We start from the raw sequence: 25,294 nt of genomic DNA on the forward strand, positions 1-25,294 counted from the left end.
CGGTCCCCGAGCGGCCGTGTGGAGTTGCTCAGTCTCCTTGGAAGAAGCGCCGGGGACAGCCCGGAGGAGGTGGGGCACCGCGGCCGCGCCGTGGGTAGGGTGCCGCCGCGCCCTGCACCCGATCGTTCGGGGTACCGCCCCTCCCCGAGGGGCGGTACCCGTTCACGCCGGCTCAGGCGTTGTACTGCACGTACAGCGAATACCCCACCGCATAGTTGCCGGTGCAGCTGTACGAGCTCGCACCGTCGTAGTGCACGTACATCGCGCCGGTGCTCTGGCAGTCGGACAGAAACCGGTACGTGGCGATGTACGTCCCGCTCGCCGCCTGTGCCGGGCTCGCCACCGCGGTCGCCAGGCCCACCGACGCCGTCGCCGCGAGCGCCAGGCCCGCAATCCATCGTGTCATCCTCGACATGCCCCACCCCGTTCGTGTGCTGATCGTGTGCGAGCCCTCATGCTCCCCACCGAACGGAAGGAGCGTCAACATCTTTTGTACGGTGAACAATTGAGTCGGGGCCCGCACGGCGCGAACGCTTCGGCGACCGCGGGGCGATGAGAAGGTACAGGTACCGCGGTCGGTGCCGAGGGCAGAACAGGAAGGCACCCGCGGACGAGGCTCCTGCTCTTGCCCGACGGGCCGACCGCACCATTTCCAAGCGGGGCGCCCAGACTCGGTCGTCGCCTGCACACCACAACATGAGGCCGGACCGCTCGGCCGTGTGACGCCGTGTGGGCGGCTCGACGGAGGCTTGAATTCGACGTTTCGTCGTTGTGCAAAAAATATGAAGCGGTAGTGGAGTGCGTTTTTCACTTGCCCACCTTCGGCTTCGAGAGGGACCTTGCAGGAATAGAGGGTGGTATGCCCAGGTAGAGGTTATATATCCGATAAATGATCTCTATTGACAGGGGCATGTGCAACTGATTAGAAATCATGCCGCCACGACGGAGACCCCCTGTCCGCTGACCGACGCGTGCCCCGAAGTCCTCTTTCCCCAGGGGGTTTCCGGACGCACGTCGGCCTCTACAACCCTTTACTCGAAGCCGACTCTCCTGCAGGGCGCACAAAAGTCGTCCGGGCGGAATACCCCGTTCGGAGGTCCGGCGTGCCCATATTTCGCCTGCGTGCTGATTTCGGTGTGCGTGGAATACGGGGGCGTCGCTGAGGAAAGGGAAATGGGACGTGAAAGTCCGATACGGGAGATTAATCTCCTGCCTGGTCGCATCGGCGGTGGTGAGTGCCGGGTTGCCGCAGATGGCATATGCGGCCTCCGCCTCCGGGGGCGATGACGGCAAGGGCGTCGTCGACACCATCGCGGGGTGGTTCTCCGACGATGACGATGACGGCGACAGCAAGCCGCCCGCGGGCGGCAAGTTGGAGATATCGAGCCGGGAGAAGCTGCCGAAGGGCAAGACGCGGGCCGAGGCGAAGCGGGTTCGAGAGCTGGCATCCCGCCGTACCGAGCACGCGCGGTTCTGGCAGTTGTCGGATGGCCGGGTCCAGGCCGAGGTGTCGGCGGTGCCGACCGCGTACCGCAGCGGCAAGGGCAAGAAGACTTCCTGGAAGGAGATCGACACCGGCGTCGGCACGACCGATGCCAAGGGTTTCGACTTCGCCAACACGTCCAACTCCGGGCGTAGCTGGTTCGGCGGGGACGCCGATCGGCTGCTCAAATTCCAGGCAGGGGTCGAAGGTCCTGCCGTCACGCTGGGCCTGAAGGGGATGCGGAGGTCCGTGGATCCGTCGGCCAAGGGTTCGACGGTGACGTACAAGGGCGTGGCGGCTGGTGGCGCCGACCTGGAGTATCAGGTCGGTCCGGGCCGGGTGAAGGAGAACATCGTCCTGGCGAAGGCGCCGGGCGAGCCTGTCTCCTACACCTTCACCCTCAACACGGGTGGTCTGACGCCGAAGGCCCGCAAGGACGGGTCGATCGCGCTGTACGGCGAGTTGCCGAACACGCCGGTCATGCTCATCCCGGCCGCGTACATGACGGACGCCAAGAACGACGCGTCGTCGCCGTACGGGAAGACCTACAGCCCCAAGGTCACCCAGAAGCTCGTCCGGGACGGCAAGAACTGGCTGATCAAGGTCACCCCGGACGCCAAGTGGCTGGCCGCGAAGGCCCGTCAGTACCCGGTGACGATCGATCCGACGATCACGATCACGCCCGACGCGGCGACGTCCCAGGACACGATGGTCCTGTCGGACCAGCCGGCGGCGAACTTCAACAACACCTGGAAGCTGTCGGCGGGCAAGACCGACACAGGTATAGCGAGATCTCTGATCAAGTTCCCGCTGAACGAGATCCCGACGGGCACGAAGATTGACTCCGCTCGTCTGGAGATGTACTACGACCAGACGCACACCACCAACGCCAACGACGTCACGATCGAGGCCCACCGCGCCACCGGCGCGTGGGACGAGTCGACGGCGACCTGGTCCAACACCAGTGCCCTGTCTGGCGAGTTGTCGGGTACGACGTACCAGATCGACGACGGCGACACCGGCACCGCGGCCGTAGGTGAGTGGCCCAGGGCCACGACCACCGGCGGCGCCGCCACGAACGACGACTTCGCCTACAACAAGAACACCGCGACGGGCGAGTCGTACACCTGGCAGCCGCAGATCCCGGAGACCGCGTCCTACCGGGTGGAAGCGCATTTCCCGCCCGCGTCGGACGGGGCGACCGTTGCCCCGTACACGATCAACCACCGCGACGGCACAGCGACGGGGACGGTCAATCAGTCCGGCACCGTCGCCGCGTGGAAGACGGTCAACAGCGGACAGTTCTATTTCGCCAAGGGCAACGCGGGCAAGGTCGTCCTCGGCGACACGGGCAGCTCCACCACCCGTAACATCGCCGACTCGATCCGCCTGGTGAACCCGGCGCAGATCGTCAAGAACACCGGCGAGTACAACTCCTGGCACAAGTTCCCGGTGACGGACACGGTTCAGAAGTGGGTCTCCGGCACGGCCACCAACAACGGCTTCGTGCTGCAGGCCAAGGACGACGCCCTCGCCGCGACGCCGACCGGCGGTCCTCGCTATGAGGCCGGTGACGGAGACTACGGCGGTGAGACCGCCACGTACCCGCGCCTCACGATCACGTACGGCAAGGTCGGCTCGGCCCTCAGCTCGCCGACCGTGGTGCATGACACGGGCCCGGAGCTTTCCTGGTCGAAGTACACCAATACCACCGGAGATACCGGTCAGGACATCGTCGAGTACCAGCTACACCGCTCTACGCAGCAGGTGTTCACGCCGTCCGCGGCCACCTTGGTGGCCCCCGTCGGCAAGGCCGTCACCGCCTACACCGACACCACCGCGACCCCGACCCCCGACTCCTCGTCGGCTGAGATCGGACGCTCGTACTACTACCAAATCGCGGTGAAGACGAAGAACGGCACGCTGCTCGGCTCCCCGACCCGCATCGTCGGCGTGCCCAAGGCTGGCCGCACGATGAAGCTCATCCAGGGTACGGCCGGAGGCGTCACCGACACCACGCTGTCCTCGGCCCAGCCGACCACCAACGAGGACACGATCCTTTCCTACGTGCCGCAGAAGTGGCTGAGCGTGGGCAATAATTCCGGCACGTATGGCAAGACGCGCTCGACGCTGAAGTTCCCCACGAGCTCGATCCCGGCGACGGCGACGGTGCTGGACTCCAAGCTGTACATGTGGGGTGCCGAGACCACGACCGGCACCGACGGCGCGATCTACGAACTGCACTCACTGAACAAGGACTTCGACGAGACGACGGCGACGTGGAACAACGCCACGTCGACGACACCTTGGACGACTCCGGGCGGTGACTTCGGGGCCACGGTCTCGGACACCGTCGCGCAGGTTTCCGAGGTCGGCCGGCACTGGTGGGACGCCACGTCCATGACGCAGGGCTGGGTCAAGACCCCGTCCAGTAACAAGGGTGCCCTGCTGAAGCTCAAGGACGAGACGACGACGGGGCCGCAGGAGCGGACCCTGTTCCTGGCGTCGGAGACCGGCGACCAGCAGCTCGGCCCGCTGCTCCGCGTCATCTACGTCGACTCGACCACCGAGAACACGTACTACGCACCGCAGACCCCGGCCAGGATGACTCCCAACTCCACCTACACGGTGGATGTCACGGTCACCAACACCACCAGCACCGGCTGGGCGACGGGGGAGCGTCAGCTTTCCTACACCTGGAAGCTGCCCGACGGCACGGACGTCACCACCGGAGGCAACCAGCTCAACACCGCGATCCCGGCGCTGCTGCCCGGCAAGTCGGCCACCATCCAGGCACAGGTCAAGACGCCCATCAATTCGGATGAGGGCAATAAGCGGACCGACTACGTGCTCGGTTGGGACGTCCGGAAGCTCTCGGACGGCAGCTGGCTGTCGGCCGGAACCGGCGGCATTCCCTCGCTGAAGCAGAACGTGGCCGTCGAGGACCCCACGTCGAACACGCTGGGGCTTGAGAAGTTCTACTCCTACACCGGCAAGAACACCGGTGCCGGCTCCTCGGTCATGAACAACCTGGCCTCCGGCAACACGGTGTGGTCCTACAACGCATTCACCAACCCGGGCCGTGGTCTCAACACCTTCGCCCGCTTCTCGTACAACTCGCTCGACACGAGTGACACGGTGCTCGGTGCGGGCTGGTCCGGGCAGGCGGCGGGGCCGATTCGGCTCGGCGCGCCGCTGGACTTCCACCCCAATCCGAACCCGACGAAGATCCGTCTCCTGGACGGCGACGGCACGACGCACCTATTCTCCAAGCAGGGTGACGGCACGTGGAAGGCCCCGGCCGGGGTGCACTACAAGGTCACGATGAAGTCCGGCCTCGACTGCACGCCCAACAAGGACCCGATCCCCGACGCCTGGACGCTCACGCGCCCCGACGGGACCCGGTTCGTGTTCGGCTGCGATGGCTACATGACGTCCGCGATTGACAAGAACGGCAACACGCAGACGTTTACGTACGAGGAACGAAAGTCGAACAATAAGCCGATCAAGTTCCTGAGATACATCACCGACCCGGCGGGCCGGCAGTCGCTGAGCGTCGACTACTACCTGAAGGGTGACGCGTCGTTCGATTACATCGACGACACGGGCGCCAAGGTCAGCGGCACCAACCTGACCAACTCCAAGATCTATGACCATGTGAAGTCCATGACGGACATCTCGGGCCGCAAGATCTCCTTCCACTACACCACCAAGGGCCTTCTCGGTCAGTTCACCGACGGTGACGGATCCGCGCAGCCGAAGGTCTTCAAGTTCACCTACGACGCGACGCAAGGCAACAAGAACGTCAAACTGGTCACCGCGACCGACCCGCGTCAGCACGGCACCAAACTGGCGTACTACGCGCCGCAGACCGGCGACGACCCGAAGTACCACTGGTGGACGAAGACCATCACCGACCGGTTGAACGGGGCGACCGGCTTCGCTTACGCGGTGAACGCCACCAACACGAAATTCACCGACGCGACGGCGACGGACGCCGAGGCGCACGCAACCAAGTACGTCACCGATGACTTCGGCCGCCCGGTGCAGACAACCAACGCCAAGTCCCAGATATCCAAGATGAGTTGGGACGCGGACAACAATGTCACCTATCTCGAGGAGGACAACGGCGCCAAGACCGCGTACTGCTACGACCAGAAGACCGGCTACCCGCTATGGCAGCGCGACGCGGAGAACAACAAGGCCGGGGTGCCGCCCCAGTCGGACTGTGCGCCAGGGACCTACCCGGCCAATTCCACCAAGTACGCCTACCAGACGCGATTGGACGGGTTCTCGGCCGACCTGTACACCAAGACCTCCCCGGAGGGCCGCACTTGGCAGTTCGGCTATGACGCCTTCGGAAACTTGAAGACGGTTACCGACCCCAAGGGCGTGGCCACCGCGACGGCGAATGACTACACGACGTCGTACGAGTACGACGCTAATGGCCAGCTGACCAAGGCGACAGACGCCAACGGCAATGCCACCGTCAACAGCGGGTTCACAGAAATGGGGTACCCGACAAAGATCACGGACCCGCTGCAGAAGTCGATGTCGTTCGTGTATGACGAGGTGGGCCGAGTCACCGAGGTCACGGATGCACTGAGCAAGAAGACCACGCAGACGTACGACACGTATGGTCGGCCACTGGTGAGCACCGTGCCCAAGGACCAGACGGCGGGAGTGCTCATCACCACGGCGGCGCCCGTGTACGACGCCAACGACAACATCACCCAGTCGACCTCACCCAACGGTGCGGTCTCCACCGCCGTCTACGACGATGCGGACCAGCTCACCTCGGCCACGGCGCCGGCGAACAATCAGACCGACCCGCGGAAGACCGTCTACACGTACGACAAGGTCGGCAACCTGAAGACGACGACGGAGCCCAAGGGTTCACTGACGTCGAACGACCCGACCGACTACATGACAACGAACAACTACGACGGGATCTATCAGCTGACATCGGTGGTGAACGCCGATGACGACAAGATCTCCTACGAGTACGACAACGTCGGCAATGTCACCACGGTCATCGACCCCAAGAAGAATGCGACCGCCGACCTCAACGACTACACCTCCAAGACCGCCTACGACTTGAACCACCGGGTCACACAGGTCACGGATGCGGCGGGGAAGTTCACCAAGCAGTCCTACGACAAGGACGGCCTGACCGTCTCCGCCACCGACAAGGAGAACAACACCACCACCGTCGCCTACGACGAGCGGGGCAAGCAGACCGAGGTCAAGGTCCCGCACGAGGGCACCTCGCCGATCACGTACCGGTCGACCAAGTACGAGTACGACCAGGTCGGCAACACGACCAAGGTCATCACACCGCGAGGCACGGCGACCGCCGCCGCGGACGACTTCGAGCAGCGCACCACCTACGACGCTCTGAACCGGCCGAAGAGGCAGTACCAGCCCTACGACCCGGCCGACGGCCGTTACAACAAGGCCGACGTGTACGCGGAGACCACGTACGACGAGGTCGGGCGGGTTTCGAAGACATCGCTGCCACCGTCGGACGGTGAAACGGTGCGCAACGACACCAGCTACACCTACTTCGACAACGGCTGGACGAAGAAGTCCACTGACGCGTGGGACATCGCCACCACCTACGAGTACGACGACCTGGGGCAGCAGATCAAGCGCACCCTGTCCTCCGCGGGCGGCGACGCCGACCGCACGATGACGTGGTCGTACTACCCCGACGGGGCACTCAAGTCGAAGTCGGACGACGGTGTTCCGGTCGGCAAGTCGGTCGTTCTGGTCGACAATTCCGACACCCAGAACACGTCCTCCGCCGGGACCTGGGCCAAGGGCGACATCGCAGGGCAGCAGGGCTACGACCACCGCACGCATGCGGCCGGTACGGGCACGGATGCCTTCACGTGGACCCTGAACATCCCGAAGGACGGCACGTATGCCGCGTACGTGAGGTTCCCCAAGGTGACCGGCGCGGCGACGACGGCGAAGTACACGCTCACGCACGGCACGACGACCGAGACGGCCGTCACCAAGGACCAGAACACTGCCACCGGTACCTGGGTCAGTCTCGGCTCCTACTCCCTCAAGCAAGGTGAGGACGCCAAGCTGAAGCTGGACCAGAACAGCGGCGGCATCGTCGTTGCCGACGGCGTGAAACTCGTGCGCAGCACCACAGGCGAGACGGACAACGAGAAGAACTCGTTCTCCTACGCCTATGACGTCAACGGCAATCTGAACTCCATCGATGACACCTCGTCCGGGTCGAAGATCGACGCATATACCGTCGCCTACACCGGCCTCAACCAGGTGGCGAAGGTGACCGAGGCACTGGCGGGCCAGGAGAAGAAGGCCACCAGCTACACCTACGACAGCAATGGCCAGTCGGACACCGTCACGCACTCCGACCAGTTCTCCAAGTACACGTACGACCTGCGCGAGCTGGTCAAGACGGTGTCGGTCGGCAAGTCCGCCACGGACGCCGCTCCGAAGGTCACCTCGTACACCTACACCGACCGCGGCCAGAAGCTGAGGGAGACCAAGGACAACAGCAACACCGTCGACTACACGTACTTCCTCGACGGTGGGCTGAAGACGAGCGCCGAGAAGAAGTCCAATGGCACGCTGGTCTCCTCGCACACCTACGCCTACGACCCGAACGGGAACAAGGCGCAGGATGCGGCGAAGAAGATGAACGCCGACAACCACGCGGTGTACCTCGATTCCACCACGAACTACACCTACGACCCGGCCGATCGGCTCGCCAAGTCGGTCAAGACGGGCAACGGAGCGGCCACGGAGACGTACGTCCACGACGACAACGCCAACGTGATCAGTCAGACGGTCAACGGCACGTCCACCACGTTCAACTACGACCGCAACCGGCTGCTGAGCGGTACCACCAGTGGCGTGACGGCCAACTACACCTATGACCCGTTCGGCCGGCAGGAGACGGTGACCTCCGCCGGGGAGGTCGTCGAGCGCAGTGTGTACGACGGCTTCGACCACGTCGTCGAGTCCCAGAAGGCCGACGACACAGGGGCGTTGAAGTCCACGAAGTACGTCTTCGACCCGCTCGACCGCACCTCGTCGAAGACCGCGGACGGCAAGACGACCGACTACACCTACCTCGGCCTGTCCAATGAGGTGCTCGGCGAGGAGGTTGCGGGCCGGCTGACCAAGTCGTACCAGTACAGCCCGTGGGGCGAGCGTCTGTCCCAGGTCAAGCACAACACCGACGGCACGACGGAGGACGGCTACTACGGCTACAACAGCCACACCGACGTCGAGACCCTGACCGACAAGAACGGTGACACCAAGGCCACGTACGGGTACACGGCTTACGGCAACAACGACGACTCCGAGTTCACCGGTATCGACAAGCCCGATGCCGCCGACCCGACGAAGGAGGAGTACAACCCGTACCGGTTCAACGCGAAGCGCTGGGACGCCCAGTCCGGCACCTACGACATGGGCTTTCGCGATTACAGCCCGGGTCTGAACCGCTTCACCACCCGGGACATGTACACCGGAGCGCTGGCCGACATGGGTCTGGGAGCCGACCCTTACACCAGCAACCGGTACGCGTTCACCGGTGGCAACCCAACCAGCTTCATCGAATTGGACGGCCACCGGCCCGCGGAGTGTGTCGAGTCCGGCTACACATGCTCGATGAACAGTGCGGGGGGCTGGGACGTCGACTACAAGGCCCAGGCGTCGAGCGGCGGATACACGGAGGGCGCGCCTTCGGAACCGTCCTTCGACTTCGGAAACAGTTTCCCGTACGACCCGAATGCCGAAGCAGGCTGGAAGGACTACTGGAACTGGAACAAGTGGGACGCCATCATGCACGGCGGCATGGTCGCCTCCGCGCTGGGCTTCTATTCGGACGGCGCCCTGGACGATGCCGTTCCGCTCTACTCGCATTACCGCGACGGGTCTGGAACGGACGACGAGGTCAACTACCGGGAGGCGTACTACGAGGACGCCGCGATCAAGACGAACGTGGACAATGAGATCGCCCGCGCACAGGCTGCGGCGGAAGGCCTCAGTTCGGGCCTGCACAAGGACTCCTTCGAAATGACGGGAAAGCTCCGGAACATTTCGGGATACCCGGAAACCGAGAACTGGAAGAAGGCCCTCGGCGACCACAAGGTATGGGGCAGTGCCACGGTCACGAGGAAGGGCGACCAGATGACCATGAAGGTCACTGTGCACGCCTTGGACCAGTACGACTTCAACGATGGCGCCAAGGACATCAGGTCCGGCGTCCCGGACGATGTCAACGGCCGCTTCGCGACGCTGGGCTGGGCCAAGCCATTCCTGGTGCGCGGTACATTCACGCGCAACGTGACGTGGACGGTCGGACAGGCGGGCAGCACCACGGAAGGGAACGATGTTTACAGGTAGGCGAGTAGCCGGGCCGCAGAGCGGCGTAGTTGACCGGTGGGCCGGGCGTGCTGTTGCGGCGGTTGCCGCTCTGGCCGTCTGCGGCCTGTTGACCAGCTGCGGCGGTGAGCTTCAGCAGGCAGAATCCGCAGGCACCGGCGCTCCACGCGTCGATGCCGCCCGGAAGTCCGACCAAGGCATCCGGCGGGACAAGAAGCTTGTCCGGGAGTACTTCCCCGAACTGGGTGACTTCGAGGCGGTGGTGTGGAAGGGAGAGATTCTCGGAGACCCCCGGTCGGTGGTGCCCGGCCCCTCGGACTTCCAAGTCTCCGGGGTGGTCCATCTCGGCGACGGTGACACCGCGAGACTGCGGCGGGACTACGTATGGAAGTCTGAACCCGGTACGCCAGTGGTGCTGTCGGATATCCGGCCCGAGGTGCCGAAGGGCGCCGACTGGCAGACGAGCGAGGACTTTACGCTCAACGTCACCGATGACCACTATGCGGCCACGTTCTACGCGGACTTCGACCGGAAGATCGTAGTCTTCGACGCCCGGAACCCGGAGCGCCACAAGACTCCGTAGATCATTGCCTTGGTCCTGCCGGTCCGCTGCTGTCACAGCCGCGGACCGGCAGGGCTCTTGCGGTGATTCGGACAACCGCGGACCTGAGCAGCGGACAGCGGCTCGGGTTCCCCGGGAAGGGCCATGCCACACCTTCGCAGAAGGCGGGTTGAGCGATAGGGGCGGCCCATCCGACTCACCCCGTAGGTGATCGTCTCAGGCCCTCGTCGACGCTTCACTCGACATGGTGCCGTCCGCCCACGTCCTTTGGCGCGTCGCGTCGGAGGGCCACCGCCAGTCCGACGGTCGAGCGGACGAGCACCCTCATCGGCCCCCCGCGCCCCGGGCCACCGCCTCCACGCGGACCAGCATCCGGCGATCATCCCCGTTCGTCAGAGGCGCACGCAGTGAAGGAAGAGGTGCGGCTCGGGTACCGCCTCAGGGTGGGACGGGGTGAACACACTGCTCTGCTCCCACTGGACCGCCAGACCCGCCCCGATCACCACCGAGGTGAACTCATCGGCGCCGAAGCTGGTCACGTGGACCTTCTGGCCCATGAATACGGCGCCGACATCCTCCACATCCAGCGGCACCGTCGCCACGACCAGGTGCCCTCCGTGTCTCAGCGACCGCCCGAGCCGGTGCAGCAGCCGTGACTGTTCGGCCCGCGACATCTGCAGGAGCGAGAAGTACACACAGACAGCGTCGAAACTCTCGTCCTCCAGCGCCAGTTCACGGATGTCGGCGCACTGGAAGGCCGCCCCCGGTACCTGCCGGGCCGCGAGGTCCACCATCACCGGCGAGACATCGACCCCCAACACGTCATGACCGGCGTCGGCCAGGGTCTGTGCGGTCGGCCGGCCTGTTCCGCTGCCTACGTCCAGGATCCGGCTGTGCGGGTCGAGTCGGGTCAGTAGGTGTTGCAGTGAGTCCCGGTGCGCCGCCGAGGTGGCGAAGGCTCGCTCGTAGTCGGCGCCGAGAGCGTCGAAGACCTTCGCGGCCGTGGGGCGGAGCTGGTCATCCATCGAGGCGTTCCCTCCGAGGGCGGGCGAGCGGTTCCCCGGAATCGTTGCACCGTTCACGACAACCTTCAACGCCCCCAGGCCCGCCCGCCGAGCACTCTGCGCAACGCGCTGCGCCGCCGGTGGTCCCTGCCGAGGAGACCACCGGCGGCGCGGCCGTACGGTCAGGCGCCGGATGCCTCCAGCATGGCGCCGCGATCCACGACCTTGATGCGCTCACGGCCCTGTTCCGCACCGAGAGCCTGCTCGTGAGCGTCCAGGCGGTGCCAGCCTTCACGCGTGGTGTAGCGGATACCGCGCGCCTCGAGGAAGGCGACGACCGCGTCCGGATCAGGCTGCGTCGGGGCCGGCAGCAGGCCCGCGGCCCGGTCCTCCAGCAGACAGGCGACCGTTTCGTTGGCGTCGCCCTTGGTGTGGCCGATCAGGCCGATCGGTCCCCGCTTGATCCACCCGGTGACGTACACCGAGGGCATCGGCTCCGCACCCTCGACAACCCGTCCGGCGACATGAGGGACCGTGCCGGAGGTGGGGTCGAACGGAAGCTTCGGCAGTTCATCCGAGTAGTACCCGACCGCCCGGTAGACGCTCTGGACATCCCAGTCGGTGAATCGTCCCGTGCCCCGGACGTTGCCGGTGCCGTCCAGCTCCGTCCGCTCCGTCCGCAGGCCGACCACGCTGCCGTCGTCCCCGAGAACCTCGACCGGGGACTCGAAGAAGTGCAGGAACAGCTTGTGGGGCCGGTCGCCCACGTCCCGGATGGCCCAGTTCTCCAGGGTGGAGGCGACCATGTTCGCCTGCTTGTTTCCCCGCCGGGTCTCGACCGATCCCGCGTCGTACTCGATGTCCTCGGGGTTGACGATGACCTCGATGTTGGGGGAGTGGTCCAGCTCCCGCAGCTCCATCGGGGAGAACTTGGCCTGCGCCGGACCGCGCCGCCCGAAGACGTGCACCTCCAGCGCCTTGTTCGCCTTGAGGCCTTCGTGCACGTTCGCCGGGATCTCCGTGGACAGCAGCTCGTCCGCGGTCTTGGCGAGCATGCGCGCCACGTCCAGGGCCACATTGCCCACCCCGAGAACGGCGACCTTCTCGGCTGTCAGCGGCCAGGTGCGCGGCACCTCGGGGTGCCCGTCGTACCAGGAGACGAAGTCGGCCGCACCGTAGGAGCCGTCGAGGTCGATCCCCGGTATGTCGAGGGGACGGTCCGCTTCGGCGCCGGTGGAGAAGATCACCGCGTCGTAGAAGGAGCGCAGGTCGTCGAGGCCGATGTCATGGGGGTAGTCGACGTTGCCGAACAGCCGCAGCTGCGGCTTGTCCAGTACCTGGTGCAGCGCGGTGACGATGCCCTTGATCCGGGGGTGGTCAGGGGCCACTCCGTAACGGATCAGGCCGAAGGGGGCGGGCATGCGCTCGAACAGGTCGATCGATACACCCGGGTCCAGTGCGCACTCGGATTTCAGCAGCGCGTCGGCTGCGTAGATACCGGCGGGGCCGGCTCCGACAATGGCGACGCGGACAGGGCGTGTCATGGGGCTGTTGTTCCTTCGTTCCATGGGGCGGTTGAACGCGGGCAGAGAGCAGTGGAAGTAAGGCTTGGCTTAGTACTCTCCACCGCACACGCTATGTCCTGCCCCCACCGGCCCTCCGACCGGGGGGTCATCCGGGAGGTGCCGGCCCCGCTTGCCCGCCTCCGCGCCGACCGCTCGGCAGAGGGGGCCCGTCACGTGCTGCGGTGTGGGCGCTTGTGACCCGCCGTAGGTCAGCGGGGCGGGGGTGGGCTCAGGGCCGGCCGCTCGGCTACGGCCACCTGTGCCGCGCGCATCAGGTGTGCGCCGACCCGGTAGCCGGGGCGCAGCACCTCGATGCAGGTCGTGCCGGTGGTGCCGGAGGCGATGGTGGAGGTGAGGGCTTCGTGGATGTGGGGGTCGAACGGTTCGCCTGCCTCGCCCACGCTGTGCAGGCCCAGCGCGGCGAGGTGGGACTCCAGAATCCCCGCGACTTGGTGGAATCCACCGGTGACGTGGCCCTGTGCGCGGGCCCGGTCGATGGCGTCCAGGACGGGCAGCAGCCCGGCGAGGACATTGGCGACGGCCGCCTCCCGGATCGCGAGACGGTCCCTCCGTACACGTTTGCGGTAGTTGTCGTACTCCGCCTTGACCCGTTGCAGGTCCTCGGTGCGCTCGGCCAGGTCCGCCTCCAACTGCCGGATGCGGTCCTCGGGGCCGGACGGACTGTGGGCGGCGTTCCTGCCGGTAACCGGTGGGCCGGCCGTCGCCGCCGTGTGCGCCGACGGTGTGGCCTCCTGACCTTCAGGTCGGCGGGGGCGGAGAGCGACGGGATCGATGCTCCTGCGGTCGCGGATGACCACGAGGGGTGGGAGATCCGGACGCGGGGGCTGGTCCGGCTGCTTCATCACGTGCCTCCCTTCGCGGTGTCGTCGTCCACGATCTCCGCGTCCACGACTTCCTCCTCGCCGCCCTGTCCGGTGTCGGCAGCAGGACCGGGGGGCTGATCCGTCCGTGCCTGCGAGTAGAGGGTGGTACCGATCTTCTGAGCAGCGGTGGCTGCTCGTTCCACGGCGGAACGAAGGGCGGCCGTGTCGTCGCCCTTGAGCTTCTCCTTGACGTCGGCCAGCGCGTTCTCGACGTCCGTCCTGACGTCCGCGGGGATCTTGTCGGTGTTCTCGGCCAGGAGCTTCTCGGTGGTGTACACGAGGTGTTCGGCGCTGTTACGGGTGTCGGCGGCCTCCTTCTGGCGGCGGTCCTCCTCCGCGTGGGCCTCGGCATCGCGCATCATCCGCTCGATGTCGTCCTTGGGCAGCGCGGAACCACCGGTGATGGTCATCTTCTGTTCCCTGCCGGTGCCGAGGTCCTTGGCGGCGACGTGCATGATGCCGTTGGCGTCGATGTCGAAGCTGACCTCGATCTGCGGGAGGCCGCGCGGGGCCGGGGGCAGGCCGGTCAGCTCGAACACGCCGAGCTTCTTGTTGTAGGCCGCGATCTCGCGTTCGCCCTGGTAGGCCTGGATCTGGACGGACGGCTGGTTGTCCTCGGCCGTGGTGAAGATCTCCGAGCGTTTGGTCGGGATCGTGGTGTTGCGTTCGATCAGTTTGGTCATGATGCCGCCCTTGGTCTCGATACCCAGGGACAGCGGGGTGACGTCCAGCAGCAGGACGTCCTTGACCTCGCCCTTCAGGACACCGGCTTGCAGGGCTGCGCCGATCGCGACGACCTCGTCCGGGTTCACACCCTTGTGCGGATCCTTGCCCGTCAGCTCCTCCACCAGTCCCGTGACGGCGGGCATCCGGGTGGAGCCGCCGACCAGAATGACGTGGTCGATGCCGGAGACCTGGATTCCCGCGTCCTTCACGGCCTGATGGAACGGGTTCTTGCAGCGCTCCAGGAGGTCCGCGGTGAGCTGCTGGAACTGGGCACGCGTGAGCTTCTCGTCGAGGTGCAGCGGGCCCTCGGCGGAGGCGCTGATGTAGGGAAGATTGATGGTCGTCTCGGTCGCCGCAGACAGTTCGATCTTCGCCTTCTCCGAGGCCTCGCGCAGCCTCTGAACGGCCATTTTGTCCTTGGCGAGGTCGACCCCGTAGTTGTTCTTGAACTGTTTCACCAGGTGGTCGACGATCCTCTGGTCCCAGTCGTCGCCGCCCAGGTGGGTGTCGCCATTGGTGGACTTCACCTCTACGACGCCCTCGCCGATGTCCAGGAGGGACACGTCGAACGTGCCACCGCCGAGGTCGAAGACAAGGATCGTCTGGTCGCTCTCCTTGTCCAGGCCGTACGCCAGGGCCGCAGCGGTCGGTTCGTTGACGATCCGCAGTACCGTCAGACCGGCGATCTCCCCGGCCTCCTTCGTGGCGGTGCGCTGCGCGTCGTTGAAGTACGCGGGCACCGTGACCACGGCGTCGCTCACGTCCTCACCCAGATAGGCCTCCGCATCGCGCTTGAGCTTCTGCAGGACCCGCGCGGAGATCTCCTGCGCGGTGTAGCGCTTCCCTTCCACGCTGCCGGAGTCCGGGAACCGCCAGGCCGCCTCACCCATGTGCCGCTTCACCGACCGGGCGGTGCGCTCCACATTGGTCACCGCCTGCCTCTTGGCGACCTCGCCGACCAGCACGTTGCCGCCCTTGGCGAATGCCACGACGGACGGGGTTGTCCGGGCGCCCTCGGCGTTCGGGATCACAGCCGGTTCGCCGCCCTCCAGAACGCTGACGACAGAGTTCGTCGTACCGAGGTCGATACCGATCGAGCGTGCCATGATCCCGCTCCTTCTCCATGCTCCTCGCCGGGCAGGTGTCGGGGCTGCTCCGCGGCACCTGGGGCGCGGCGTCCGGGCCCGGCGAATCGCGGTCGGCAACCGCACCGGCCGGTTTCGGCCTCGAACGTGCCTTTCACCCTCAGATTCCGGGATACGTCGACTGCCAACCGCTGTCAACGCGGCCCTGCGCCGAAGCTTCGAGGCAATGCCATCCGACCGTGAGCGCGGAGACCGAGTGGGGTCTCGGACCGCACTCGCCGCGTCCGAAGGGGAAGCCCTCTTGACCTCCATGGTGCCTTGATGACCCGACCGACCGGGACCGACCCTGCCCCCCCGCCCGCGAGGGAGGGTGGGTATGCCCTCCGCGTCGTAGGTATGCGGCTACGGACCACGGCTGCAGGGGAGACCCTGCGCCACCTCGGCCACGAGCGGCCCCTCAGCAGGACGGGGCCGTCGGGACGCCGCGCCGCGGCTTCATGGCCCGTGTCCGGACTGCATGTGCCGGGTCCGGGCGATGAGCAGGGCTACGTCGTCGTGGTCGTCCCGGTGACGCAGCGCGCCCAGCAGGAGGTCGCAGGTCTCTTCCAGAGGACGGCGGGGGTTGCTGAGAAGGTCGGTGAGCGCCTGGAGGCGGGCGTCGATGTCCTGGTCGCGGGTCTCGACCAGCCCATCGGTGTAGAGGACCAGTTCGTCGCTGATACCCAGATGGAACTCGATCGTCTCGAAGGGAACGCCGCCGACACCCAGAGGGGCTCCGGTGGGCAGGTCGAGCAATTCCGGCACGTGACCCGGCCGGGTCAGCACGGGAGGCAGATGGCCGGCAGTGGCCATGCGGCAGCGCAGGAGGTGCGGGTCGTAGACGGCGAAGACGCAGGTGGCCATGGCGCCGTCCAGACCCACGGCGATGTCGTCGAGTTGAGCGAGGACGGCATCGGGTTCCAGCCCGAGTGCGGCGAGGGTGCGAGCGGCGATGCGCAGCTGGCCCATGGTCGCGGCCGCGTTGATGCCGCTGCCCATCACATCGCCGACCACCAGCGCGGTCTGCTCACCGGGCAGCGGGATGACGTCGAACCAGTCCCCGCCGGCCTCGTCGGCCGCCGCAGCGGGTTGGTATCGGTAGGCGATCTCCAGTCCGGGTCTGGGAGCGGGCTCGGAGGGCAGCAGGTGGCGCTGCAGGGTGAGCACGGCGCGGCGTTGACGCTGGTACCAGCGGGCGTTGTCGATGGATACCGCGGCGCGGGCGGCGAGTTCGACGGCGAGGACCTGGTCGTCGTGGTCGAAGGGCTGCTGATTGCGGGCGCGTTTGAGGTCCAGCACGCCGAGGACCTCACCTCGGGCGATCAGTGGCACCGCGAGGTAGGAGTGCAGGCCCGCCTCCTTCAGCAGGGTGGCGGCCTCCGCGTCGCGGGCGATGCGGGCAAGGTCGCTCTCCTGCACGCGGGACACCAGGACGGGGCGGGCGGATCTCGCGCTCTGCGTGACCAACCGGGTGGCGTCGTAACTCGCCAGCTCGCCGACCGGGTCGGCGGCCCGGATCGCCGGCGTGGGGTAGGCGGTCTTCACCGCGAGCGCACGGAACGACGCCGTGTCGCCGTCGTCGTGGGGTTGCGTGCCCCCCAGTACGGAGTCGAGGACGTCGACGGCGACTATGTCGGCGAACTCCGGCACGACGATGTCGGCCAGCTCCCGGGCGGTGACCTCGAGGTCGAAGGAGGTGCCGATCCGCGCGGACGCGTCGGCGATCAGGGCCAGGCGCCGCCGGGTCCGGACGGCGGCGGCAGCTGCCCGCAGCTGCTCGGTGACGTCCACGACCGAGGTGGCCAGTCCGATCACTCGCCCGGACGCGTCCTCCAGCCGGTAGAACGACACACGCCAGGCGTGCTCCGTGTCAGGGTCGGCCGCGGTGCGGCCGGTGGTGAACTGGTTCAGCCGAGGCACGCCGTCCGCAAGCACGCGCCGCATCGCCGATTCGGTGGCGTCCGCGTCCAGGAACGACAGCACCTCGCCTACGCGTCGGCCCAGGTGCTGCTCGGCGGGCAGGCCGTTGATGCGCTCCAGCGCCGGGTTGACCAGCACGTACCGCAGGTCGGTGTCCATGACCGCAAGGCCCATCGGGGATTGCGACACCAATCGCATGGACAGGGCCAGATCACGCTCCACCCGTTGCAGCGTCGCGCGATCGGAAGCGATGCCCAGTGCGTAGAGGTGGCCGTGCTCGTCCTCGAGACGCATGTTGCGGAACTCGGCCAGTCGGGTGCTGCCGTCCTTGTGGCGCACCGGGAATACCCCGGCCCAGGCCCCGCAGCCCGCCATCACCTGCGCGAAGAGGGACGCCACCTGCTCCCGATGCTGTTCCTCGATGAGCAGGTAGATCGCGCTGCGGCCCAGTGCCTCCCCGGCGGTGTAGCCGAACAGTTCCTCGGCCTGGGGGCTCCACAGGGAGATCCGGCCCTCGGCGTTCAGGACCACCGCGGCCACACCCAGCACATCGAGCAGCCCGCCCGGAGCGGCCGAAGGGTCAGCCGCCCCCGGCGCAGCGTCGCCCAGCAGGCCGTCGGCCTCAGTCACGGCCGGACCCTCCTTCCCCTCAGAGGTCCATCACACCGCCCGCGCGAACCGCCTCGCCGCCCTGGCTCCCGTGCATAGCTTTCAGTGTGTCCATCGTCCCCCTACCTGCCGACACCGGCAGATCCGATCCGGGATCGCATCCCGCAACAGATCGTGCTGCGGACCGAGCCTGAACTGCTCGTCGTGCCACCGGTCACGCGGATAGAGCCACACCGGCGCACCCACCAGATCGGCCGGTTCCCACTCGAACCGTGGCCAGACACGTGCATGCAAGAAGGGGTCCCTGTTCCCCCGGATCTCCAGATTGACCCGCCGGAAGGCCGGGGCCGGCCGGCAGCTCCGTCGTTCACCGCCCACGTCCGACGACGTCGTGAGCTTCCTGCTGCACCTCCATGCGCGGGAGCTGTGTGTGATCCAGGGGAGGGATCGGGGCAGCATCTATGCTCTTACCCGGCCGGCCCGGGACTCCAGATAGCGTTGCTCGGCGATGCTGGCGGTGGACTTCGCGGCGCGCCGGTAGTGCTCGTACGCCCCGGCCGTGTCGCCGGTCTTTTCCAGCAGATGCGCCCGCACGGACAGCAGCCGGTGGTGCCCGGCCATCCGCTCGTCCCTGTCCAATGTGGACAGCAGGGCCAGCCCGGCCGACGGGCCCTCGGTCTCGGCGAGCGCGATCGCCCGGTTGAGGGTGACCATCGGGTTGGGCGCGATCCGTTCCAGGATGAGGTAAAGGGCGTGTACCTGCGGCCAGTTGGTCTCCTCGGCCGTTGCGGCGTCGGCGTGCGTGGCGGCGATCGCGGCCTGCAGTTGGTAAGGCCCCAGCGCCGGGCCGGCCAGCGACGTCTTGACCAGCTCGGTGCCCTCGTCGATCAGCCCGCGGTCCCACTGCGTACGGTCCTGCTCGTCCAGCGGCACCAGGTCGCCGGCCGCGGTCGTACGTGCCTCCCGGCGGGCGTGGGTCAGCAGCATCAGCGCGAGCAGCCCGGTCACCTCACTGTCCTCGGGCAGCTGCGTGTGCACCATCCTGGCCAGCCGGATCGCCTCGTGCGCGAGGTCGGCGCGGTGCAGCTCGCTGCCCGAGGAGGCGGTGTAGCCCTCGTTGAAGATCAGGTAGAGCACGTGCAGGACGACCCGTAGCCGCTCCTCGCGCTCCGCGCCGTCCGGCAGGCTGAACGAGCTTCCGGCGGCCTTGATGCGCTGCTTGGCCCGGCTGATCCTGGCCGCCATCGTGGCCTCCGGCACCAGGAATGCGCGGGCGATCTCGGCAGTGGTCAGGCCGCCGACCGCCCGCAGCGTCAGGGCGGTCTGGGAGGCCGCGGTCAGCGTCGGATGGCAGCACAGGAGCAGCAGGACGAGCGTGTCGTCGGTGTCCGGTACGTCCTCGGGCACCACCTCGGTGGCCGTCGCCGACTCCCGCTCGCGGCGCGCGTGGTCACTGCGCATCTGGTCGATGAGCCGCCGGGACGCGACAGTCACCAACCAGCCGCGCGGGTTGTTCGGCACTCCCTCGGCCGGCCACTGCACGGTGGCGGCGAGGACGGCTTCCTGTACGGCGTCCTCACACCCTTCGAACTGGCCGTGCCGACGTACCAATGCGCCAAGGACCTGCGGCGTGAGCTCACGCAGCAGGTCCTCGATGGCTCGTGCTGTCATGCCTCCAATTGTCCGTCAGCGAACATCACCTGCCGCACCTCGACCCCGAGACCCTCGATCGTGGTGTCCGGGATCTGCGATGCCAGTTCGATCGCCCGCTCCTTGTTCTCGCAGTCGATCAGATAGAAGCCGCCCAGATACTCCTTGGACTCCAGGAAAGGACCGTCGGTCACCACCGGCTGGCCGTTGCGTACGGACACCACAGCGGCCTGTGACGGATCGACCAGCGCCTGCGTGGTGATCAGCTCGCCGGACTTCTTCACCGCCTCGATGAACCTGCCGTGGCCGTTGCCGATCGCCGCCTTCTCCTCGTCGGTCAGCGCGTCCAGTACGGCCGGGTTGATATGCAGGCTGATCAGGAACTTCATCTTGTACTCCTCGTGGTTCGCGGGCCCCAGCTGGGCCCTTCGACCGGTTGGTCGGAGCCGCCGCCGTCGTCTTGACATCCCCCGCCCGAACGTTGGCATGAGTTTTTCGCCGTCGATCGCCCGGACCGCGAGGTCGTCATTTCTGGTGACGTCCCACCGTGGCAGACGCGAGAGATTTCCGTCCGTACTGATGTCAAGAAGCTCTCGACCGCTCCGACCAACCGGCGAAACGTCGAGAGAACAGGGAGTTTCGGATATGCGAGTCAACCGGGCGTGGCTGGGACTGGTCGTCCTCATGCTGCCGACATTGCTTGTCGCGATGGACATGACGGCGTTGCTCCTCGCGCTCCCACGGCTGAGCGCCGACCTGGGTGCCACCAACGTCCAGCAGCTGTGGATCAGTGACAGCTACGGATTCATGGTGGCCGGCATGGTCATCACGATGGGTACGCTCGGCGACCGGATCGGCCGTCGACGGCTGCTGATGATCGGCGGAGCGGCGTTCGCGGTGCTGTCGGTCGTGGCCGCCTTCGCGGCCGACCCGCTCACACTGATCGTCGCGCGTGCGCTGCTGGGCGTCGCCGGCGCGACCCTGGCGCCGTCCACGCTTGCCTTGATCACCAACATGTTCCGCGACGAACGGCAGCGCGGGCAGGCCATCGCGATCTGGGCGACCTGCCAGTTCACCGGCGGCGCGCTCGGACCCGTACTCGCCGGATTCCTGCTCCAACACTTCTGGTGGGGATCGGTGTTCCTGGTCGCCGTGCCGGCGATGGCGTTGTTGCTGCTCGCCGGGCCGGTCCTCCTGCCGGAGTACCGCAGCGACCGGGCCGGCCGGCTGGACCTGGCCAGCGTCGGTCTGTCGCTCGTGGCAGTACTTTTGACGGTCTACGGCATCAAGCAGTTGACCGTCGGGAGCGAGCCGGCCGGTTCGGCGGTGGCCCTCGTCGTCGGCGCGGCCATCGGATTCCTGTTCGTACGCCGACAACTGCGGCTGGAGACGCCGCTGCTTGACCTGCGACTGCTGCGCAACCGCCCGTTCACGGCCGTACTCGTCGCGCTGGTCTTCGCCGGCATCGCCATGGCCGGTACGGGCCTGCTGGTGACCCAGTACCTGCAGAGCGTGCTGGGCTACTCGCCGTTCGCGTCGGCGGTGCTGTTCGCCCCCATGGGCCTGGGCGTGGCGGTCGGCACCATGACCGCGCCGGCGCTGGGCCGGCGGATGAAGCAGACGACCGCGATCGCCGGCGGGCTGGTGGGGTCGGCGCTGGGCAGCCTGCTGCTGGTCGGCGTCGACGGTGCGAGCGCCCTGCCGCTGGTGATGATCGGCATCGCCGTACTGGCGCTGGGCACCGGCCCGCTGTTCGCGCTGGGCACCGGGCTGGTCGTCGGGTCCGTACCGCCGGAGCGCGCCGGCTCGGCGGCGTCTATGTCGGAGACCGGTAATTACTTCGGCGGTTCTCTCGGCTTCGCGCTGCTCGGTGTGGTGGCCGCGGTGGTCTACCGCAGTCGGATGGACGGCACATCCGACTCGCTGGCCGGCGCGGTCGCCGCCGGCGAGCGCCTTCCCGCCGGCCAGGGTGCGGAACTGCTGCACACCGCGCGGGAGGCGTTCACCGCCAGCCTGCACGTGACGGGCGTCGTCGCCGCGGTCATCTTCGCCGGGCTGGCCGTACTGATCCTGACCATGCGCCCGGCAACCCGGACCACCCCGGCCGCACTCCCCGACTACGAGGCGACTCGCTCATAGAATCCTGCCGAGGTCGAGTCGTGGTTGTCATATCCGAACGCGGCACTCCGTTGTCGCCTCCACGCATGACGAGCATGTTCGGTCAGGAAGAGGTGGGCGGCGGTGACGAGGGTGACGTGCCGGTGCCGACGAGAAGAGTCATCCAGTTCGACCACGCCACCGTGTCGGCGGACCTCACCGAACGTCGACGGCCCTGACACCATCGGCGTGGCATCAGGGCCGTCCCGCGGGTCCGGCGTGGGGCACCGGATTACTGCAGTTATCTAGCACATTGCTGCAGAGGGGATGTAAGTGACACGCGTGCTCCAGGCGACGTGACCTCTTACGAGCGATGGACCCGCCAGGCGCTTGGCCGATCGCCCGGCTGAGCTGCGCCTTCATTCCGGGCCAGTGGCTTTTCCATCGATGGCCTGGGCCACGGTGGCGATCGCAGGGCGTGCAAGGCATGCCGACGCCGTCTTGGTCTGCGAGAGGGGTGTGGTCGGTCGTAGTGGCGTTCGGGGTGGTGGGGTGGGTGCCGGTGACTGGTGTTCAGGGTCGTGGGGTGAGGTTTTTCGGTGCGGGGCCGGGCGACATGCTGCCGACAGGGTGATCGGGCGTCATCAAGTCGCCCAGAAGGCCTAATCGTGTACCAAATAAGCTTACTTTCACACGTATTGACGGCGTGTCATGTGGCGATCGGCGGGCGGTGCGGGGCGTGCGTACACCCGGTCGGCCCCCTGGTGATACGTCCGAGATGCCAGCTAAAGGCGCCATAAGTACGTTCGTCACAGGCCGGTTGCCCGGCCGACCCTCAGAGACAAGGGAGAAGTGACATGAAGACGCGTACTGTCGCCGTGACCGCTGCCGCAGTGGGCGCCGCGGTCATCGCCACTACCGGCATCACCTATGCCTCGGCTTCCGGGTCCGCTCCGGCTGCCCCGGCAGTTCAGCAGGCTGCTCCGGCTGTTGCTCCGCTGGCTGACGGCGGGAACGGGAACGGGAACGGCAACGGGAACGGCAACGGCAACGGCAGGGGGAACGGGAACGGCAACGGGAACGGCAACGGGAACGGTTTCGGGAACGGGAACGGGAACGGGAACGGGAACGGTTACGGGAACGGGAACGGGAACGGCAACGGGAACGGCAACGGGGGCAAGGGGAACGAGGGTGGCTACGGCGGTGGCGGCTACGGCGGTGGCGGCTACGGCGGTGGCGGCAACGAGCGTGGTGGTTTCCGCTACAAGGAGGAGGGCCGGATCTTCATCAACGAGCGGTCGTACTCGGCTCGTGGTGAGGATGGCTGCATCACGGTGGTGAGCGGTCTGGGTGCCCGGAGCTTCAACGTCCGTAACGACAGCCGCCGGACTGTTGAGTTCTTCCGCGGGGCGACCTGCGACAACGGTTCCCCGGTTGCGACGGTCGGTCCCTGGAGCACCAGCAACGGTGTCTTCACGCGTCAGCACATCCGTGGCGGCGTGTTCGTCAAGAACGGTGTCGTGGGCAGCTTCCGGGTGGTCCGGGACCACTACAACAAGGAGTGGTGAGGAACCACCTCCACAGGTGGTAGAGCAGGGTCTGCATGACATGGAAACTCCGGCCCGTCGGAATCGGGCCGGCGTTTCCATGTCATGCGGGGGTATCCCTCGGCACGCCCCCGGGGCGGGTCAGTATCCGGGTCGTCGTGGGCCCATTGCCGCGCGTGCCCGGTGGGCGGCGTCCTTGCAGAGTCCTGCCGGGCATACTTCCGCCACGGTTGCCTCGGCAGGCGACGCGGGGTGCGGTCACCGCAGACCGGAGGCCGGCCGGAGCACGCGCCCGCATACAACGGACCGTTAGGAGCCCGCAGAGTGAGGGAGTTGATGGCGTCGCACGCTGCACGACGCGATGGGCCATGGCACACGAGATTGTCGCCCAGGGCGTTGCGATCGAGGTCGACGGCTCCGGGCTGAGCAACCGTTGCTGGAGGCCACCGGCGGCATTGCCGACCACGACGTCGGGGTGCTCATGTTCTTCGCAGAGCTCGGCCACGGCATCGACGCGGAGCAGCGCACGCAGATCAGTGATGCGCTCACTGCATCCGGCGTACGGGACGAGAAAGGTGCGTGCCCGGGCGCCCAGCACGCCTTCTTCTTTCCAGGATGTGAGGGCGCGTCAACCGCATCAAGATGCTCAGACGCCGACGTTCGGCCGCGCCGGTTTCACGCTCCGACGCAAGCGCGGCCTGTCGGCTCTCGGAGCGATGTCAGCCGTGCGCTGTACGGTCCGCACATGGGCGTATATCTGGTCAGCGTTGCTGCGGAAGAATGGTTCGATGACGAGGAAGACGGGCGGGGTGGAGTCGCCTCGGCGCTCAACGTCGAGTTGAGTCGGCGGGGGCTGCCGCCGTATGAGTCGGTGCCGGTGGAAGCGGACTTCGTTCGCGGTTCGGGGCAGGCCTTCGAGGAGAAGCTGATTCCCTCCATGGACGGGTTCGATGCTCTGTGCCAGGCGCACCTGTCACGGGAGGAAGTGGAGACCGTCCGTGGCTGGACGGTGCTCGTGCCCCTGTCCCTCGACGAGGAGATCTGGTTGCCCATCAACTCCGCCTCTACGGATTCGACCATGGTCGCCGGCGCTCCTCAGGCCCTTGCGATCGCGGAGAAATTGGCGGCAGCTGTCGACCTGTCGGCCGAGACCCCGGCGACGTGCGACAACCTCGACCTGACCGCGTGGTTCATGGATGGAGCAGCGAAGGAACTGGCCGCCGTTCGACCGGGACCGTGGGGCGATGACCTGGACACAGCCTTCTACGTCGCACTGTTCCTGCGCGCTGCCCAGCATTCGATCCGGCGTGGCTGCCCCATCATCTACACCTGATATTTGTCCTCGGTCCCGCTGGTCTCCTGACGCATATCACTCACAGCAACGTGATGACGGAAGTTGAGTCAGGACGATGAAGGTCTACCGGGGCCGCTACACGCTTTCCACGAAGCTTCGGAGCGGGCTGATCAAGGCGTCGGCAGCGATTCCTGCCGCTTCTGGCCAGCGCCCTGCACGAGCAAAGGAGCACTCTGCGGCCGGCTGAACAGCTCTTGGGGACTCTGCGGGCTCGGGCTGCGACCGTCTGTGACGTGCCGACATCGGGGCGGAGGTGCCTGGGCCGGCCGGACGAACAGCCGCAGCCCCGATCACCACAGGCGACACCGATCGGGGCGGGCTGGTGCTGATCCGGCCCGGCTTGCGTCCGCCGCAGCTGTTCCAGCGCGATTGCCCGCCTGGCCACTGCCACCT

Annotated in this window: 14 protein-coding genes and 1 pseudogene; 6 read left to right on the forward strand and 9 right to left on the reverse strand. The window is 66.8% G+C overall.

Going from position 1 to position 25,294, the window contains the following annotated elements:
* Positions 1-172 precede the first annotated feature (172 nt).
* A complete protein-coding gene (locus ACFU8W_RS21015; RefSeq protein WP_384039244.1) occupies positions 173-406 on the reverse strand; it encodes a hypothetical protein in 234 nt (77 codons plus the stop codon).
* Positions 407-2,191: 1,785 nt separating this feature from the next.
* Here ACFU8W_RS21015 and ACFU8W_RS21020 point away from each other — a divergent pair.
* Together ACFU8W_RS21020 and ACFU8W_RS21025 are read left to right on the forward strand one after the other, a co-directional pair.
* Entirely contained in the window at positions 2,192-9,880 is a 7,689-nt protein-coding gene (locus tag ACFU8W_RS21020; RefSeq protein ID WP_384039412.1) for a DNRLRE domain-containing protein, read from the forward strand.
* An 88-nt stretch (positions 9,881-9,968) separates the two neighbouring features.
* Positions 9,969-10,442 carry a hypothetical protein gene (locus tag ACFU8W_RS21025; RefSeq protein ID WP_384039247.1) on the forward strand — a complete coding sequence of 158 codons (474 nt, stop codon included), beginning with the start codon at positions 9,969-9,971 and terminating at the stop codon, positions 10,440-10,442.
* A gap of 371 nt (positions 10,443-10,813) precedes the next feature.
* On the opposite strand, the gene ACFU8W_RS21030 is transcribed toward ACFU8W_RS21025, so the two are convergent.
* The 8 genes and pseudogenes from ACFU8W_RS21030 to ACFU8W_RS21065 form a co-directional block, all read right to left on the reverse strand.
* Positions 10,814-11,446, reverse strand: coding sequence for a class I SAM-dependent methyltransferase (locus tag ACFU8W_RS21030; RefSeq protein ID WP_384039250.1), 633 nt, complete (start codon positions 11,444-11,446; stop codon positions 10,814-10,816).
* 161 nt (positions 11,447-11,607) lie between these two features.
* A complete protein-coding gene (locus ACFU8W_RS21035) occupies positions 11,608-12,969 on the reverse strand; it encodes an FAD-dependent oxidoreductase (RefSeq protein ID WP_384039253.1) in 1,362 nt (453 codons plus the stop codon).
* 230 nt (positions 12,970-13,199) lie between these two features.
* Positions 13,200-13,853 carry a nucleotide exchange factor GrpE gene (grpE, locus tag ACFU8W_RS21040; protein ID WP_384039255.1) on the reverse strand — a complete coding sequence of 218 codons (654 nt, stop codon included), beginning with the start codon at positions 13,851-13,853 and terminating at the stop codon, positions 13,200-13,202.
* The gene (gene dnaK / locus ACFU8W_RS21045) at positions 13,853-15,706 is read right to left on the reverse strand and encodes a molecular chaperone DnaK (RefSeq protein WP_384039258.1); all 1,854 of its coding nucleotides are present in this window, start codon (positions 15,704-15,706) and stop codon (positions 13,853-13,855) included. The genes grpE and dnaK overlap by 1 nt, the downstream gene beginning before the upstream one ends.
* Positions 15,707-16,180: 474 nt before the next feature.
* Entirely contained in the window at positions 16,181-18,274 is a 2,094-nt protein-coding gene (locus ACFU8W_RS21050; protein ID WP_384039261.1) for a SpoIIE family protein phosphatase, read from the reverse strand.
* A gap of 81 nt (positions 18,275-18,355) precedes the next feature.
* A pseudogene (locus ACFU8W_RS21055) lies at positions 18,356-18,616 on the reverse strand (diadenosine tetraphosphate hydrolase); the annotation flags it as partial.
* A gap of 96 nt (positions 18,617-18,712) precedes the next feature.
* On the reverse strand, positions 18,713-19,924 hold the full coding sequence (locus ACFU8W_RS21060) for an RNA polymerase sigma factor (RefSeq protein WP_384039264.1): 1,212 nt from the start codon (positions 19,922-19,924) through the stop codon (positions 18,713-18,715).
* The gene (locus ACFU8W_RS21065) at positions 19,921-20,292 is read right to left on the reverse strand and encodes a YciI family protein (RefSeq protein ID WP_345517150.1); all 372 of its coding nucleotides are present in this window, start codon (positions 20,290-20,292) and stop codon (positions 19,921-19,923) included. The genes ACFU8W_RS21060 and ACFU8W_RS21065 overlap by 4 nt, the downstream gene beginning before the upstream one ends.
* A gap of 256 nt (positions 20,293-20,548) precedes the next feature.
* Here ACFU8W_RS21065 and ACFU8W_RS21070 point away from each other — a divergent pair, with 256 nt between their 5' ends.
* The 4 genes from ACFU8W_RS21070 (at position 20,549) to ACFU8W_RS21085 (ending at position 24,880) form a co-directional block, all read left to right on the forward strand.
* A complete protein-coding gene (locus tag ACFU8W_RS21070; RefSeq protein ID WP_384039267.1) occupies positions 20,549-22,042 on the forward strand; it encodes an MFS transporter in 1,494 nt (497 codons plus the stop codon).
* 65 nt (positions 22,043-22,107) lie between these two features.
* Positions 22,108-22,239 (forward strand): hypothetical protein, encoded by a 132-nt coding sequence (locus ACFU8W_RS21075; RefSeq protein WP_384039270.1) that lies wholly within the window; start codon positions 22,108-22,110, stop codon positions 22,237-22,239.
* 618 nt (positions 22,240-22,857) lie between these two features.
* Positions 22,858-23,568, forward strand: a complete 711-nt coding sequence (locus ACFU8W_RS21080) for a hypothetical protein (RefSeq protein WP_384039273.1) — start codon at positions 22,858-22,860, stop codon at positions 23,566-23,568.
* 412 nt (positions 23,569-23,980) lie between these two features.
* A complete protein-coding gene (locus ACFU8W_RS21085; RefSeq protein WP_384039276.1) occupies positions 23,981-24,880 on the forward strand; it encodes a hypothetical protein in 900 nt (299 codons plus the stop codon).
* The last annotated feature ends 414 nt before the right edge of the window (positions 24,881-25,294 follow it).

The organism is Streptomyces sp. NPDC057565, from assembly GCF_042801455.1.
Lineage (GTDB): Bacteria > Actinomycetota > Actinomycetes > Streptomycetales > Streptomycetaceae > Streptomyces > Streptomyces yanii.

Coding starts and splice junctions, on each gene's coding strand:
- grpE (WP_384039255.1), bottom strand. CDS start 13,853: ATGAAGCAGCCGGACCAGCCCCCGCGTCCGGATCTCCCACCCCTCGTG.
- ACFU8W_RS21070 (WP_384039267.1), top strand. CDS start 20,549: ATGCGAGTCAACCGGGCGTGGCTGGGACTGGTCGTCCTCATGCTGCCG.
- ACFU8W_RS21030 (WP_384039250.1), bottom strand. CDS start 11,446: ATGGATGACCAGCTCCGCCCCACGGCCGCGAAGGTCTTCGACGCTCTC.
- ACFU8W_RS21075 (WP_384039270.1), top strand. CDS start 22,108: ATGACGAGCATGTTCGGTCAGGAAGAGGTGGGCGGCGGTGACGAGGGT.
- ACFU8W_RS21060 (WP_384039264.1), bottom strand. CDS start 19,924: ATGACAGCACGAGCCATCGAGGACCTGCTGCGTGAGCTCACGCCGCAG.
- dnaK (WP_384039258.1), bottom strand. CDS start 15,706: ATGGCACGCTCGATCGGTATCGACCTCGGTACGACGAACTCTGTCGTC.
- ACFU8W_RS21065 (WP_345517150.1), bottom strand. CDS start 20,292: ATGAAGTTCCTGATCAGCCTGCATATCAACCCGGCCGTACTGGACGCG.
- ACFU8W_RS21035 (WP_384039253.1), bottom strand. CDS start 12,969: ATGACACGCCCTGTCCGCGTCGCCATTGTCGGAGCCGGCCCCGCCGGT.
- ACFU8W_RS21015 (WP_384039244.1), bottom strand. CDS start 406: ATGACACGATGGATTGCGGGCCTGGCGCTCGCGGCGACGGCGTCGGTG.
- ACFU8W_RS21080 (WP_384039273.1), top strand. CDS start 22,858: ATGAAGACGCGTACTGTCGCCGTGACCGCTGCCGCAGTGGGCGCCGCG.
- ACFU8W_RS21020 (WP_384039412.1), top strand. CDS start 2,192: ATGGTCCTGTCGGACCAGCCGGCGGCGAACTTCAACAACACCTGGAAG.